The organism is Catenulispora sp. GAS73, assembly GCF_041262085.1.
In the GTDB taxonomy this organism is placed as follows: Bacteria; Actinomycetota; Actinomycetes; order Streptomycetales; family Catenulisporaceae; genus Catenulispora.
This window is the reverse complement of the sequence record NZ_JBGCCM010000028.1, coordinates 25,508-38,955: the sequence shown is the minus strand read 5'-3', so window position 1 is coordinate 38,955 and position 13,448 is coordinate 25,508. Positions and strand designations below refer to the sequence as shown.

Below are 13,448 nucleotides of genomic sequence, written 5' to 3'. Positions count from 1 at the left end.
AGACATGCATCAGAACCCTGACAACCTCGCATTAAGGATTCCTCTTGGACAACACAGTTAACCGCGACGCGCTGCTGGCCACGCTCGGCGAGATGAACGCCGCCATCCGGGCATGGCAGATCGACGCCGCCCGCCACACCGACCCCGACGGGGCCATCAGCGACGAACAACGCCCCGGGCACGACGACGCCCGCGACACCCACGGCTGGGCCGTCCTGAACGCGCTACCGGACTGGATCGCAGCCCTCACCGAAGCGGTCGGCTACCGCACCTGGACCATCGTCTACCGGCACCGCGACGCCGAGCGTGCCAGCATCGACGCGATCATCGGGCCCGACCTGCATCACGCCCTGCTCGCCCGAGCCCTGACCCGGCACCCGGACTGGACAGGGCTGCCCGACGATCAGGCCATAGCACGCCTGCTGGACGAGGACTGGCCCGGCGCCGTGGCGATCGCCGGCGAGCACACCGCCTTCATCTTCGGCGGCAACGATGACGAGTGAGCGAAATCCACTGGTCTACAAGTCGATGACCGTCGCCTACGTGACCTCCTGGGACTCGGAGGCCCCGGAGGACACCACCTGCCCGAACCTGGTGCTACGCCAGCACGTCGCCGGCGGCGCCTGGCTGCGCTACACCGACGAGGCACCGGAGGTCGACCGCCAGTACGGCGTGCTGTGGACCCGGGTACCCTGGTCGCCCGGAATCGGGAAGCCCCAGTTCAAGCAGCTGCACGCGCTGCGCTCCCGGCGGGTGATGGCCCGAGGGCAGTGCCAGATCTGCCGCGCGGACGCCTCCGGCGGCAACGGGGTGTGGATGACCCCGGCCACCGTGTTCGCCGAGTACCTGGCCACGCGCCCGGCCGGGACGCCGTTCGAGGCGTCCGACCCGCCGCTGTGCCGATCCTGCGTACCCATCGCCGCCGCACAATGCGCCCACATGGCCACCACCGGCTACGTGTTCCTCGCCCCGCGGACATGGCAGATCACGGCCGTGCGCGGCGCGGTGGCCAACCCGCACACGCTGGAGTTCACCGACGACCAGGTCGTGCCGCTGACCAGTCCGGATCCGTTCCGAGCCGCCGATCTGCTGCGCCGGACCCTGGCCAAGGCCCTGGTCGCCGAGCTGCGCGACTTCCAGGTCTACACCGACCCCGACGCCTGCCCCGGTCTCGGCCAGCGTCTGGACCCCGTGAAACCGCCCGCGCCGCTGTCGATCCCGCTACCGCGCTCCGGCGACTGACCTCCGGCAGCGCCCCTCCCGGGGCGCGCCGCGACGAACAAGGCGCGCCCCGCTCCATGAATCAGGAGTTTGTGAACCCATGACCGACGCTGACTGGGCCGCGGACCAGAATCACGCCGCCCTCGCCCACGACGACCACAATGGGCCGACCATCGACTACCCCGGGCTACGGATCTGCGCCGCGGTGCTCTTACGCCCACAACCCGTCCTGGCGATCACCGTCCAGATCCGAGATCGGGACGCTGCGCACGGTCCATCCCAGACCGCGCTGGACCTGCTGCCTGCACATACGCCGGTGGAGCTGCTCCGCGACGACAACCTCGTCCACCGCGACACCCCGCTGCCGCGAGCCACCGGTCTGCACGTGTACGGCCCGCACCTTCGCCACGGGCCCGGACAGCGTAGGCAACGGCGCGCCGTAGTGCGGTCCCGTACCGCCCGCCTGGCCCGGATGCTCGGCGCGTGGGCGAAGCCCCGCGACGAGGAATGGGAGCAACTCCTGGAGTGGGCCCACAGAGTCAACCACGCATCGCTGGCCTACAACTTCGACGATGCCGGGCCGACCATCGAATTCCCAGGGCTGCGCATCTTCGTGTGCGTGCAGGCCGACCGATCCCTGGCGATCAACGTCTGGACCAAGGACACCGACGAGGATTCCTCACTGGCCACGCCGGACGATCTGCCCGCGCACATTCCGGTGGAGCTGTCCCGCGACGACCAGCTCGTTCACCGCGACGCCCCGATCGGGTTCGGGGAGCAGGGATGAACCGGAACAAGGATCTGCGGGCAGTGGACGAGAACTCCGCTGGTCTCGACCTGGACCCGATCGCGCTCGCGGTCGCGGTCGACGACGACGGGTGGGAGGTCGAGATCGACGACGAGCGCGAGCCGTCGGCGATCGATGCGGAGTCCGGCCTGCTGGTGATGATGTCCCGCTGCTGCCATGACTGTGTATTCAACGGCCCGAGCGAGCGCCTGGAGTTGGGGCCGGGAAGGTTGAAGGAGCTGACCGGGGAGATCCGCGAGCGCGGGGACTTCCTGCTCTGCCATAACACTTATGAACCGTTGGCCCCGCCCAGCGCACAAGCGGCGGCGTGCCGTGGGTTCGCCGATGCCTTTGGTACCGATTCGGCGGCGATCCGCATTGCCCGAATCTTCGGCCGGATCGTCGAGGTCGACCCGCCGGACCCCGAGGCCAACGGCGGCACAAAATGAGCGCCGTGCCGCCGCACGCCAGTGCTCCGGATTCCGGCGCGTTCAGGTTGAGCGAGGAGGCGCTCCGTCGACGCGCCGAGCGTCTGCACCGCGACACCGAGTTGGCCTGGCTGCACAGCAACGAACTGCCGGTGCAGGTCCTGCTGATTCCGGCCGCCGGCGAGCCGGTGGGCCTGTCCGTCGACTTGTGGCAGCCGCGCGCGGTCGGCGAGGCCGTCATCCGGCAGGCCGCCTCCGGCGTCGACGCCGAAGCGATCACCTTCTGCCTGCACGTCGGTGACCTCTACCTCAACACCAGGGGCGGCGTGTTCGGAGCCGAGCCGCCAGTCGGGTCGGCGCTGCTGCACGGTGAGGCGATCGTCACGGTGGCGGCGTGGCCTCGCCGGGCGTACGTGGTCTGCCTGGTCAGCGACGCCCATACCGACGACCACGGAACCAGGCTGCTGCCACCGCGTGAGGCCGTCCCAGGCCCGGCATCGGGGTCGGCGGCGCCGATGAGCCTGCCGCTGGTCGCATGGCTGGTCGGAATGCTGCCCAGCCCGCACAACGCGGATCCCAGCCCGCCGTGACCACCGTCCGCCGCGACCACCAACCCGCCCCTGCCGTTGAACAGGACACCCGCCTCCCACGCCCGCCCGGATCGACCACCGAAAGACCGGAGACACCCGCCGTGCCAATGACCCTGACCCGCTTCACCCACTACGTCGACGACCTGCACGCCACCGCGCAGCGCGCACACCAGCAGACCGGCGCCGCCCCTCCCGTCCTGATGCTGCTGCCCGAGCGCAGCGACCCGCAGTACATCGTGCTGCCCGCCGGCACCCCGAAAACCGACGCCGGACGCGCCGACCTGCGCCAGCGAGCAGCCGAACTCGCTGCGGTGGCGGCGGCGCTGACCGCAGAGTCCTGGATGACGGTGCCGTCCATCCGCCCCGAACAACTACCGAACACGCCGCTGGCCGACATCGCCCGCCCCGCCGAGGCCGCCCCGGCTGACCGCGCCGAGGCAATCGCCACCAGCGCATGGTGGCCCACCGGCCCCGACGGCCCAGTCGGATTGCAGCGGGTCAGCATCATCGAGCGCACCGCCTTCGGCAGCACCTTCACCGACACCCCGTTCGACACGATCGTGCACAGCCCCGGCGGAGGCGGCATCGCCGCCTTCCTGACAGACCTGCTCACCCCCTGACGAACTGCTCGACCCGACCACCCGCGTTCTGGTTCCGGACGCGGGTCAACGGTGCTCGCCGACTACTTCGATCGGCCCGACCAGGTGCGCATTGACCGCCTCGACGTCCTCGGCCGGGATCCACAGCTCCAGATGGCCCCGGCCCCCGGCCTGGCGCGTGGGGTAGCGGCGCGCGAACGCGGTCGTGACCGCGAACCGGGTGACGAACCCGGGCCCCGAGGCCGCCACGTTCCAGTCCTGGGCGATCTGCACGGCTTACTGCTCGTTCAACACGGGATAGAAAATCGGCTGGTCCGGCAGACGCGACGGCCACGCCATGAACCCGGACGCCTTCAACGGCGCCAACTCGGCCGGTCCCACCGGCCGCTACAGCGTCGTTTCGAGACGAGCAAACTATTTCGACGCAGGACGCGCCGCCAACTATCCCCGGGAGCCGCAAACCCAAAGCTGGGGAGTCACACGTAAGTGTGCCGTGACTCGATAGTTGGCATCGGCTCTGAGCTCTGACATGCAGGGCTGCGCTGCTCTTGACTTCATAGTTGGCACCGGCTCGCCAACCCATGTGGTACCACTCGCCGAGCGCCGCGAACGCCATTGCTACTTCTACGTGGGCGGAATGCCAGTATCGCTGTGGTCCGGGGCGTCTCGCTCCGCGCGCGCCGCCGCCAGGTTTTTTCGGACGATAACCGTGAAGGGCGCGTCGCGGCCGAGCACCCGTTCCATGTCCGCCAGGGTGACCTCGTACAGCGGGATCGCCCGCCCCAGGTCCCCGGCGGCGTGGTAGGAGATGGCGAGGTTGTTCTGGGCGACCAGGGTGTTCGGGGCGTCCGGGCCCAGCACCCGCTCCCGGTCGGCCAGGACCGCCTCGTGCAGCGGGATCGCCCGCCCCAAATCCCCGGCGGCCTGGTACGCGAGTGCGAGGTTGCTACGGGCGCCCAGGGTGTCTGGGGCGTCCGGGCCCAGTACCCGCTCCCGGCCGGCCAGGACGGCCTCGTGCAGCGGGATCGCCCGCCCCAGGTCCCCGGCGTTCCGGTAGGCGATGGCGAGGTTGTGCCGGGAGGTCAGGGTGGCCGGGGCGTCCGGGCCCAGCACCCGCTCCCGGACAGCCAGGGTGGCCTCGTGCAGCCGGATTGCCCGCCCCAGGTCCCCGGTGTCCTGGTAGGCGATGGCGAGGTTGTGCCGGGAGGTCAGGGTGTCTGGGGCGTCCGGGCCCAGTACCCGCTCCCGAGCGGCCAAGGTGGCCTCGTGCAGCGGGATCGCCCGCCCCAAGTTTCCGGCGTCCTGGTAGGCGGCGGCGAGGTTGTTCCGAGAGGCCAGGGTGTCTGGGGCGTCCGGGCCCAGCACCCGCTCCCGAGCGGCCAAGGTGGCCTCGTGCAGCCGGATCGCTTGCCCCAAGTTTCCGGCGTCTCGGTAGGCAACGGCGAGGTTGTTCCGAGAGGCCAGGGTGTCTGGGGCGTCCGGGCCCAGCACCCGCTCCCGAGCGGCCAAGGTGGCCTCGTGCAGCCGGATCGCCCGCCCCAGGTCCCCGGCCTCTCGGTAGGCGGCGGCAAGGTTGTTCCGGCAGGTCAGGGTGGCCGGGGCATCGGGGCCCAGCACCCGCTCCCGGTCGGCTAGGACGGCCTCGTGCAGCGGGATCGCCCGCCTCAGGTCCCCCGCGCCTCGGTAGGCGACGGCGAGGTCGCTTCGGGAGGCCAGGGTGTCTAAGGCATCCAGACCGAGATGTTCGGTGGTGATATCGGTCAGCCGCAGGTAGTGGGCACAGGCGGCGGTGGCTTGCCCGGAATTGACCAGGGACTGGCCTGCCCGGAACCAGATCGTATGGGCGTTGGGGGTCATGAGGGGTGCGGTCGCGGTGCGGGTCAGGGCCTCGGCGTTGGCGCGTAGCGGCTGTACGGCGCCCTGGTCGGGTTCGGGGTTCGGCCAGGCCTCCAACAACGCATCCGCCGCGCTGTGCGCGGCCCGGCCGAACAGGGCCGGGGTGACGTCCTCGGTGGCGGCGCGCTGCACGAGCTGGTGGATCCGTACGGTGGCCGCCGGACCGGTGGTGTGCCCAATTAGGTTCAGCCGGGCCAGGGCCCGCAGCGCGTCGAAGGCCTCGGCCGGGGTGACTATGGGGGCCTTGGCCGGCGCAGCGCGGGCCCGCTGGCGAATCCGTAGCCGTCTGGGGCGTATCGCCTCTGGCGCGGGCGTGCCGCTGTCGGGTGGTGCGGTGCCGGTGCGGTGGGCGGCAAGAAATAGCCGGGCGGCGTGGGCGGTGAGTACAGTCTCGGGGATGCCGTTGGGGTCCAGCAGCGCGGCCAGCGCCAGCATCGGGCGGGCCAGCCCGGTCGGTTCCATGCTGTCGGCGCGGGCGATGGACAGCTCAAGTGACGCCGTCACCATGAGTTTCTGCTCATCGGGCAGGCTGAGCCTCTTGCCGTCGGGCAGCAGCGCGGCCAGCGCCGTACGCCGGTCAGCAAGCCGCTGCCGGTAGACCGCGACGTCCGGCAGCTGTGAGGATGACTGGCCTTCCCACAGGACCGGGGTGGCCAAGAACGCCGCGGCCTGGGCCAGGCCCACCGGCAGATACCCGAAGTCTTCGGCCAGGCCGTCCAGATCAGCGGGATCGACCCCGGTCCGGCCGCGCGCGGCCAGGGCTTGGGTCAGGTGCGCCCGCGCCTTGGCTGCGGTGAAAATGCCCACGTCCAGGAACCGGCGTCTGTGCCCGAGTAGGGCGTCGTCGCGGGAACGGGTGGTGACCAGCACCCGCCCCCCATCGCCGTCCGGTGGCCACAGTCCGGTCAGGTCCGCAGCATCGCTGACATCGTCCAAGACCACCAGCCACCGCAGCGACCGCCGCTTATACTCAGAGCTCAGGAAGTCCCGGAACGCGCTGGCGGCCTGCTCGGCGTCGGCGTAGTCCCGGCCGGTGAGAGCCGCGGCCGCCGTGGCGTACGCGCCGACGATTGCAGTGCGGCTGACGGCGTTCACCCAGACCAGCACGTCCAAACCCTGCTTCCTGGCCCAGCGTGCGTAGTCCGCGGCCAGCTGCGTCTTCCCGACCCCGCCCAGGCCGGTCAGTACCGCGGTGCCGCCGCTGGACAAGTGCTGCTGCAGCGCAACTGACTCATCCCGGTCTTGGACCCCCAGCGGCGGCGGCGGCATCCACCGGGTCGACTGATACGGCAGCGACACCGCCTGCCGGGGCGGCGCCTGGTGCACCACGCGCTGGTTGATCGTCGGGTTGTCCCCGGTGGCGATGACGCCGCGGTTGTCCGCGACCGCCGACGACCTGTCACCGAAACTTGACACCGTTGGTCCGGCGTCCCCGTCGGACACCTGGCTCACCGGTTGGTCTGTGTGATGGTCGCGTTGTCCCCGGTGGCGATGATGCCGGAATTGGTCCCGATGGCCGGCGCCCGGTCACCGTGGGCGACTACCTGCGACACCCCGGCGGCTTTCTGTACCGCCGCGACTGCCTCGCCCAACGCCGCGGCGAAGCCGACATCAGACTCGGCGGCGTCGGTCAGAGCGTCCGTCAGCTGCCGCTGAGTCCGCTCCGACAGCTCAACCGCACCGTCGGCCGCCTCCTCCCGGGTCTTCACCAGCGCGGCGTCCGCACCCAGCTTGGCGTCAATCAGACCGTCCAGCCGGTCCATCGCCGCATCCAAGACCCGATCGACCTCCCCATCAGCCCGACCCGCGACTCGCCTGCCCTTACGGACCGCCCACGCGAACACGTACCCCACCGCGATCTCGATACCAACCACTAGAACCCCCACTACGCGCACCCGAACAATCCTCAACCGACGGTATCCCGCAGGACCGACGACAGGAAGAACTCTGATTCACTACGCCAACCTGCCAGCGACATCCGGAAAACGATCATCAATAGCGTGGGAGATGCACTCACCAAGTCCGCGAGCACGCCTGGTCAGCGCAGTTTCGTCGACGGCCCTACTTGGCGCCGACTTGCCGAGCATCGTTAAGGCCATCGCTCCGAACAACGGGCTTCTCGGCGGTTCAGCCTCGGTGCCACCTATCGAGTCAAGGCGCCATGTATCAAGTCCAAGCGCAGTAAGAGGGGCCGGGTACCGTCATCGGCGCGCCTCCTCGATTCTGAACTGATGTTCGAGTATGGTGCCGCCTCATGGAAGACCTTGAAACTCTCGCTTCGGCGATCAGCCAGACCTTGTTGACGCTGGAAGTCCCGTACGACGCGATCCGGATCGACATCCGGGCCGGCGCGGTGGTCATCAATGGCGTACCGGCCCAGGCGCCTCGCGAAGCCCTCGACCACGCCTTCCAGCAGGCCCGGCTGCATGCGGAGACCAAGGCGGCCGGCCCCGGATTTCAGATCCGCGTCCACGCCGCCCAGGACTAGGAGAGCACCGGCTGATCCGCGAGTACCTCGATCCGCTAGGGCCCCCTGACCTGACTGTCTGCAAGCCGCCGAAGGCGACCTACGACATGTATGTCGCCCAGACCCCGTCCGGGGTCGGGTCGGCAGCGCGTGGCGCCTGAGCGTGGTCCGCGAGCGGCTCAGAGCCGGATCGCAAACAGGAAGACGGGCAGCGTCGGCACGGCTGACCGTCCCGGCGCGGCCCCCGCCTCGACGCTGGTGACTGTCACACGCGAGGTGCATGCTGGCCCTGTGGACACCCCGCCGAACGGCTGGCGCCAGAGCGCGATTCATCCGCGAACACTGTGGCCGAAGGAGGTCCGCGATTTCGTACCGTGGCTGGCAGCCAACATCGGCCAGCTCGGCGCCGTACTGGGCCGAGAATTGACCGTTGTCGCGCGGGAGCAGGTGATGTGGGAGGCCACCGCCATCCGCCCGGACCTGGTCGCGCAGACCGGCGATGGAGACCTCGTCCTCATCGAGGCCCAGCTGGGACGCACCGACAATAGGCACTTGGGCCAGCTGCTGGTCTACGCCGCCGCCGGCTCCGGCGGCGCGAGCCGGACTTCGACTTCGAGCGGCCGGACGCCTGGGTCCTGGGGATCACCCGCGAATTCCGGATCGAGATCGACGGCAACGCTGTGGCTACCTTCCTCCCCGCGCCATTCGAGTCGACGCACCGCTTCACGAATGACGACACCGGGCGAATCCGCGCCGAATCCGGCGTCCGCTGACATCCCCGGAACACCGCCTGACGCGGCAGTGCGGAACACCAGCTAGTGAAGCTCTACCTCTGGTGCGGGGAAAAGTTGCGGCCGAACAATGTGGGACACGACGCCTTCTGCGTCAGATTCGGCTTTCTGAATGGTGAAATCGAACAGGCTCGCGAGGACCGCCGTTGCAGCCTGACAGACGAGCGGAGGTGGCGTGAGCATCCTCGTATTGGCCCGATAGTGCTCACAGACCGTGTCATACAGGAGAGCTACGGTTTCAGCCGGCGTCAGGTCAGCGACCTTGGTCTTTCCGGGACTGAACCCCGGCAGGGTCACGGCCAGCGCTGATGCGAATGACGGCCTGATAGTCAGGCCCGATTCAGCGTCCTGGAATACGCCCAGCTCCTTTGCGGCGCGAATCGCCATGCGGTAGGACGCGCTTCGGCTTCGTTCCCCGTGCTCTCCTGGACTCCAGCCGCTGCTGATCGCCAAGACCATCTGGCGTTCCAGGTGGTCCATTCGAGTCCTCTGCACGAGGCGCTCAGCGGATTCTGGGGTGAATGAAGAGTCCCGATCGAAGTGGATGGTGGTCCGCGCCGCGTCGGCGGGTTCTGTGTAGGCGTTGGGTACGAAGTACCAGCCAACCCCGTCGATCACTTGCCACAATACGATCGCGACGGTGTCAGCCGTCTCCGACCACCGACCCAGCTGGCCACGCTTCAGTGAGGTTGAAGGAGATCGTCGGGTGAAGGCCGCGGTAGTGCCCCTGACTTGCACCCACAGTCGAGCTGGGTCAAGTAGGCCGTCCCTGCGTCGGATCTGCACCAGCAGGTCTTCGCCGTAGTCGTTCCCCACTACCTCCACGGCGTGGCCGAGGTCAGTGAAGATCTTGTCGACGGCCACTCGCGCGCGGTCGCCGATCACGTGTTCCGGCGGGCGTTGCGGCAGATACTGCACCGGCTGATGCTAGCCGCTGTGTCCCACAGGCGGGATGACCATCGCTTGACACTCGTACTATTGTTCGATCATGTCCGTCCCGCCAGGCCCGACTCACCCAACGCTCCCGCCGGGGTGGCACCATCCGCCGCCGCTGCTGCCCGTGACTGTCGACCGCGCCGCGGAGGTCGTCCTGCGGGTTACGCGCGACGCGCGAGGTGTCGTCGATGCTCCTTCCGCGCACATGCGCCGCGAGCCCGGCGGTCCCGCCGAGCCCGCGGCGGTCGTCGCATGGGCACGTCCGCCGGGCACCAGCGGCTGGCCGTGGGTCCTGCCGGTGTGGATGGACGCCTGGCGGGCGCCGGGGAACTCCTCCACACAGCGCACGTGGCGCTGCGTGGGCTGGCTCGTCTACGACCCGCTGCTTCTGGAGTCAGTAGAACCGGCGCGGCGGCCGACCGAGTACTGGTTGGAGCAGCGCGCCAAGGCCATCGCTGAGGCGGTCGTCCGCGCAGGGCTCGGCGGTGCGGGTCAGCGGTAGTCGTAGCGCGGCATCTGCGCCGACGCCAGGTCGATCAGGCGCAGTCGGGGGGGGTCGGCTGGAAGTCGTCCGGGTCGGCCTCCGGCGGGAACCAGTCGGTCTCCACAGTCGCCTCGACGATGGTGAGGCGGATCCCGAGCGGGGTCAGCGCCTTGTCGAGCAGTGCGATCGCGCGGGCGTGGTTCGGGTCCACGGCCGGCAGGTCGCTCATGTCGGCGATCACCCAGACGACGTGCGAGAAGCCGCCGGCCGCCCGGAAACCGGGACTTCGCGACGACCACCGGTGACCTCGCGGCTGTCACCGCTTCGGCAGGGATATGGGCCCACGGCTGTGCCAGGTGCTGCAGGTCCGCGGTCAGTTCTTCACCGGGAGCACGACCAGAAACCGGGTCGTCGTCATGTCATACCCGGGCATCGACACCTGCTTCAGGTCAGACCCGAGCTGACCGGTCGCCACGCTAATCCAACGCGTGTACAGGATGTTGCCGTGAGTGCCGACCAGGACGCAGTACGTGGCATCGGACGGGTGCGGCGGGCACAGCGACTGGTCGGTCAAGACCTGCAAGGCCACGTCGTGGTGGAGCTGGTGGCGGGCCCACCAGTCACCGCCGGCCCAGGCGGTGGCCAGGCTGAGCGCGGCGAGCACAACGGCCAGCCCCGCTGCGACCGGTGTCCTGGACGCCCTACCCCGCCGGCCCCGGCGTCCGGCGATAGCGATCCAGGCCACGGCCAGGACCAGCCAGGCGACGGCCGCCGCCATGCAGATCAGCAGCGCTGGGAGGATGACCACGCCCCAGTCCTGGTAGATGGCGCTGCCCGGGACGCCGAAGTAGTCCGCAGTCGCGGCATGGTGTGACCACCCGTACAGCGCGCCCAGCACCACCAGCCACAGCATCGTGCCGATCGCGGAGGCGGCGATGAACCCGGAGGACGATGCGCTGCCGGAGTCCGGCGCGCGTTGTTCGCCAGTGGCGTCGTCGAGGCCTTCGGATGTCAGCACGGGGTCCGCCTTCTTGAGGACAAGGGCCCGGGCACCGTCCCCGGGGAGATCACAGGCTACCCCAGGGGAGAAGCGGAACAGTCCAAGCGTGGACCGCCTCACCCTTCGGCGTGACGACGTTTGTCGATCCGCCGCTGGGCCCGCAGCCGACTCATGGCCTCAACACGCCGGGTCCTCGCTTGCTTTCTCGTCATGCCGGTCCGTGCGCTCCGGATCGGCATGTGCACCGGTAGGCGTCGGCACCGGTGTGACCCTTTGACTCTGGTGCCTGGTCAGGTGGCTGCTGACGTAGCGACGGCGGGCTTGGCGGCGGGTTTTTTCGACGGTGTGCGAGCGGTGCTCGCCTTTACCGCGGCCCTCACCACGCGCTCCTCGCGCCCAGTCATCTCGGCGGTCTTCGCTTCGCTCACCCCGTCGGCGACGATCGCGGCCAGTTGGTGAGCGGTGTCGGCGCGCAGCTGCTCGATCCTCGCGGTGAGCTGTTCGATCTCCGTATCGTTGCCGGCAATGTTTGCGGCGGCGTCGGTGATGCGCTTTCTCCGTGCCTGCTCGAGGCGTCGTCGTTCGGTATCCTCGGCGTCCAACAGCGCGGCGGCGTGGTCCCGCGCCTTCTTCCGAGCAGCATTCGCGGACTCTCGAGCGGCCATGGCCACAAGCTAACCCGAAGATCTACTTTCCGCGATCGGTGGTGAGCGTGGGGATTACGGATGCAGCGGCGCAGCGCGTGCGGGGTCAGGGAGCCGTGCGGCGTCGGGTCTTGAACAGGGTAGCCATCTGGTCGGCGCGGACGGCGGCTGGCAGCGCCGTGCCGGCGATCTCGCCGAGGAGCAGTTCCACGGCATCGCACTGATGCTCGTTGATCAGGCACAGGCCGCTGAGAACCGACCGCTCCAGCCGGTCGGCGACCTTTCCGGCGGCGATCTGGTGGACCCCTACCGCGCGCAGCAGGGCCGCCGTCTCGCCGCTGAGCGCTGCGGGAACCGAGATGCAGGCCAGCGATTTGTCGTCCAGAAGCATCTCCACGAGGAGCTTCACATCGGGGTCGAACATCGGGTCCTTGCCGGGGGCGACCGTCTGGCTGTCCATGGGTATCAGCCTGCTGGCGTCGCCGGGGAACCGGAAGCGGATTCACTCCAACGGGAACGGCCCGGAAGGTGACTATCCCGCCCGGGCATGGCGGTGGCCCCCGACGTGCGGTGGTCCTGCGGCCCAGCGCGGCGAGGACCGGACGCTCGGCCCCGGTGTGGATCGTGCCCGCACAGGCGAAGCTGGGGGGAGCGATGAGCCTCGTAGTCTCCTCAGAGCGCGAACGCCTCCCGGTGCGGACACCGGGAGGCAGGTTCGGCGTACGCCGGTCACGGCGCGGCGCGTGCCAGCGCCGCGATCAGGTGGTTCCCGGCGTCGGCATGATGGGCTGCGGCGACGTTCAGACGCTGGAGGCTGTAGCCAGTGCCGGAGGTGACCGAGGCAGCCAGGATCTCGATCCCGGCGCGCATTGCCGCCACCGCGGCCCCGGTGAACGGATCGGCCGCCGCCAGCTCTGCTGGCTGCAAGACACGGCACAGCACGTTCAGCCGGAACGTCAGCGCAGGCCGAATCAACGCGGCCGGTAGCAGTTGGCTCAGCGCCCAGCTGTAGCCGTCGGCGCAGTGCGCGAGGAACCCCGGATGCTCGAACAGCTCGCTGTACTGCGACAGTGCATCGGTGTACGCCGCTACTGCTCCGGCCAGTTGGGTGACGTTCTCGAACGGGTCGGCCGGCCTCGCAGGGTCGAGGTGGAATCCGAGGGCTTGGGCCTGCTCGAGCCTGGCCTGAAGATCGGGGAGCTGCGGTCCGCGCTGGAAGTCGTCGCCAGTGTCATGGCCGGTCACGGACGGCTCCTGGCGGCAGTGGTGTCGGCGGTCGGCGGCCGGCCCGGCAGCGCTCGGCGGATCACTGCTGGACCTGCTGGCCGGAGTCGGTGGCGTGGATGACGCCGATCGCCACAGTCCACGGCAGCAGATAGCCCAGTGCCCCATCCAGGCTGACGAACTCCTTCTCGCTGTAGACCGGGCCGGTGGTGACACGCGCCGCCTGGTCGGCGTCACGGATCCACACGTATAGGTAATGGTCCTTGCCTCCGGCGGTGATCTTCGTTTCTGAGATCTGACGCCAGGTGTTGTCTACGCTTTTCATCGCTGTCCTCCATCTTGAGCGGGTTCAGCAGGGGATCCGGCGGCGCACCGCCTGGA

18 protein-coding genes and 1 pseudogene are annotated in these 13,448 nt (G+C 69.3%); 9 read left to right on the top strand and 10 right to left on the bottom strand.

The window, feature by feature from the left end:
• The first annotated feature begins 44 nt into the window (after positions 1-44).
• The 6 genes from ABH935_RS34855 (at position 45) to ABH935_RS34830 (ending at position 3,646) form a co-directional block, all read left to right on the top strand.
• The gene (locus ABH935_RS34855; protein WP_370382218.1) at positions 45-503 is read left to right on the top strand and encodes a hypothetical protein; all 459 of its coding nucleotides are present in this window, start codon (positions 45-47) and stop codon (positions 501-503) included.
• Complete coding sequence (locus tag ABH935_RS34850) at positions 493-1,242, top strand: hypothetical protein (RefSeq protein ID WP_370382217.1); 750 nt, start codon at positions 493-495, stop codon at positions 1,240-1,242. The genes ABH935_RS34855 and ABH935_RS34850 overlap by 11 nt, the downstream gene beginning before the upstream one ends.
• Before the next feature lie 79 nt (positions 1,243-1,321).
• Positions 1,322-2,008, top strand: coding sequence for a hypothetical protein (locus tag ABH935_RS34845; RefSeq protein WP_370382216.1), 687 nt, complete (start codon positions 1,322-1,324; stop codon positions 2,006-2,008).
• Positions 2,005-2,457: a hypothetical protein gene (locus ABH935_RS34840; RefSeq protein WP_370382215.1), complete on the top strand. Its 453-nt coding sequence runs from the start codon at positions 2,005-2,007 to the stop codon at positions 2,455-2,457. Before ABH935_RS34845 ends, ABH935_RS34840 begins: the two co-directional genes overlap by 4 nt.
• Positions 2,454-3,026, top strand: coding sequence for a hypothetical protein (locus ABH935_RS34835; protein ID WP_370382214.1), 573 nt, complete (start codon positions 2,454-2,456; stop codon positions 3,024-3,026). Before ABH935_RS34840 ends, ABH935_RS34835 begins: the two co-directional genes overlap by 4 nt.
• Before the next feature lie 101 nt (positions 3,027-3,127).
• Positions 3,128-3,646 carry a hypothetical protein gene (locus ABH935_RS34830; protein ID WP_370382213.1) on the top strand — a complete coding sequence of 173 codons (519 nt, stop codon included), beginning with the start codon at positions 3,128-3,130 and terminating at the stop codon, positions 3,644-3,646.
• 45 nt (positions 3,647-3,691) lie between these two features.
• On the opposite strand, the pseudogene ABH935_RS34825 reads toward ABH935_RS34830, so the two are convergent.
• The 3 genes and pseudogenes from ABH935_RS34825 to ABH935_RS34815 all read right to left on the bottom strand — a co-directional run bounded on the left by ABH935_RS34825 (position 3,692) and on the right by ABH935_RS34815 (position 7,284).
• A pseudogene (locus ABH935_RS34825) lies at positions 3,692-4,006 on the bottom strand (hypothetical protein).
• Positions 4,007-4,249: 243 nt separating this feature from the next.
• Positions 4,250-6,937: a tetratricopeptide repeat protein gene (locus ABH935_RS34820; RefSeq protein ID WP_370382212.1), complete on the bottom strand. Its 2,688-nt coding sequence runs from the start codon at positions 6,935-6,937 to the stop codon at positions 4,250-4,252.
• A gap of 32 nt (positions 6,938-6,969) precedes the next feature.
• Positions 6,970-7,284, bottom strand: a complete 315-nt coding sequence (locus ABH935_RS34815) for a hypothetical protein (RefSeq protein WP_370382211.1) — start codon at positions 7,282-7,284, stop codon at positions 6,970-6,972.
• A gap of 491 nt (positions 7,285-7,775) precedes the next feature.
• Here ABH935_RS34815 and ABH935_RS34810 point away from each other — a divergent pair, with 491 nt between their 5' ends.
• On the top strand, positions 7,776-8,009 hold the full coding sequence (locus ABH935_RS34810; RefSeq protein ID WP_370382210.1) for a hypothetical protein: 234 nt from the start codon (positions 7,776-7,778) through the stop codon (positions 8,007-8,009).
• A gap of 270 nt (positions 8,010-8,279) precedes the next feature.
• Positions 8,280-8,807, top strand: a complete 528-nt coding sequence (locus ABH935_RS34805; protein ID WP_370382209.1) for a hypothetical protein — start codon at positions 8,280-8,282, stop codon at positions 8,805-8,807.
• Here ABH935_RS34805 and ABH935_RS34800 read toward each other — a convergent pair.
• Positions 8,804-9,697 carry a DUF4365 domain-containing protein gene (locus ABH935_RS34800; RefSeq protein ID WP_370382208.1) on the bottom strand — a complete coding sequence of 298 codons (894 nt, stop codon included), beginning with the start codon at positions 9,695-9,697 and terminating at the stop codon, positions 8,804-8,806. The two genes, ABH935_RS34805 and ABH935_RS34800, sit on opposite strands and share 4 nt — an antisense overlap.
• A gap of 70 nt (positions 9,698-9,767) precedes the next feature.
• Between ABH935_RS34800 and ABH935_RS34795 the strand changes: the two genes are divergently transcribed.
• Entirely contained in the window at positions 9,768-10,217 is a 450-nt protein-coding gene (locus tag ABH935_RS34795; protein ID WP_370382207.1) for a hypothetical protein, read from the top strand.
• Positions 10,218-10,251: 34 nt separating this feature from the next.
• On the opposite strand, the gene ABH935_RS34790 is transcribed toward ABH935_RS34795, so the two are convergent.
• The 6 genes from ABH935_RS34790 to ABH935_RS34765 all read right to left on the bottom strand — a co-directional run bounded on the left by ABH935_RS34790 (position 10,252) and on the right by ABH935_RS34765 (position 13,392).
• Positions 10,252-10,428 (bottom strand): hypothetical protein, encoded by a 177-nt coding sequence (locus ABH935_RS34790; protein ID WP_370382206.1) that lies wholly within the window; start codon positions 10,426-10,428, stop codon positions 10,252-10,254.
• Between the two features lie 144 nt (positions 10,429-10,572).
• Positions 10,573-11,217, bottom strand: coding sequence for a hypothetical protein (locus tag ABH935_RS34785; RefSeq protein ID WP_370382205.1), 645 nt, complete (start codon positions 11,215-11,217; stop codon positions 10,573-10,575).
• 272 nt (positions 11,218-11,489) lie between these two features.
• Positions 11,490-11,864, bottom strand: coding sequence for a hypothetical protein (locus ABH935_RS34780; RefSeq protein ID WP_370382204.1), 375 nt, complete (start codon positions 11,862-11,864; stop codon positions 11,490-11,492).
• Positions 11,865-11,949: 85 nt separating this feature from the next.
• The gene (locus ABH935_RS34775; protein WP_370382203.1) at positions 11,950-12,303 is read right to left on the bottom strand and encodes a hypothetical protein; all 354 of its coding nucleotides are present in this window, start codon (positions 12,301-12,303) and stop codon (positions 11,950-11,952) included.
• Positions 12,304-12,572: 269 nt separating this feature from the next.
• Positions 12,573-13,088 (bottom strand): hypothetical protein, encoded by a 516-nt coding sequence (locus ABH935_RS34770; protein WP_370382202.1) that lies wholly within the window; start codon positions 13,086-13,088, stop codon positions 12,573-12,575.
• A gap of 61 nt (positions 13,089-13,149) precedes the next feature.
• Positions 13,150-13,392: a hypothetical protein gene (locus ABH935_RS34765; protein WP_370382201.1), complete on the bottom strand. Its 243-nt coding sequence runs from the start codon at positions 13,390-13,392 to the stop codon at positions 13,150-13,152.
• Between the last annotated feature and the right edge of the window lie 56 nt (positions 13,393-13,448).

Bases quoted from the DNA above. Each gene is read 5' to 3' on its own strand.
- ABH935_RS34850 (WP_370382217.1), top strand. From the start codon at position 493: ATGACGAGTGAGCGAAATCCACTGGTCTACAAGTCGATGACCGTCGCC.
- ABH935_RS34845 (WP_370382216.1), top strand. From the start codon at position 1,322: ATGACCGACGCTGACTGGGCCGCGGACCAGAATCACGCCGCCCTCGCC.
- ABH935_RS34840 (WP_370382215.1), top strand. From the start codon at position 2,005: ATGAACCGGAACAAGGATCTGCGGGCAGTGGACGAGAACTCCGCTGGT.
- ABH935_RS34835 (WP_370382214.1), top strand. From the start codon at position 2,454: ATGAGCGCCGTGCCGCCGCACGCCAGTGCTCCGGATTCCGGCGCGTTC.
- ABH935_RS34815 (WP_370382211.1), bottom strand. From the start codon at position 7,284: ATGGACCGGCTGGACGGTCTGATTGACGCCAAGCTGGGTGCGGACGCC.
- ABH935_RS34810 (WP_370382210.1), top strand. From the start codon at position 7,776: ATGGAAGACCTTGAAACTCTCGCTTCGGCGATCAGCCAGACCTTGTTG.
- ABH935_RS34795 (WP_370382207.1), top strand. From the start codon at position 9,768: ATGTCCGTCCCGCCAGGCCCGACTCACCCAACGCTCCCGCCGGGGTGG.
- ABH935_RS34790 (WP_370382206.1), bottom strand. From the start codon at position 10,428: ATGAGCGACCTGCCGGCCGTGGACCCGAACCACGCCCGCGCGATCGCA.
- ABH935_RS34780 (WP_370382204.1), bottom strand. From the start codon at position 11,864: ATGGCCGCTCGAGAGTCCGCGAATGCTGCTCGGAAGAAGGCGCGGGAC.
- ABH935_RS34775 (WP_370382203.1), bottom strand. From the start codon at position 12,303: ATGGACAGCCAGACGGTCGCCCCCGGCAAGGACCCGATGTTCGACCCC.
- ABH935_RS34765 (WP_370382201.1), bottom strand. From the start codon at position 13,392: ATGAAAAGCGTAGACAACACCTGGCGTCAGATCTCAGAAACGAAGATC.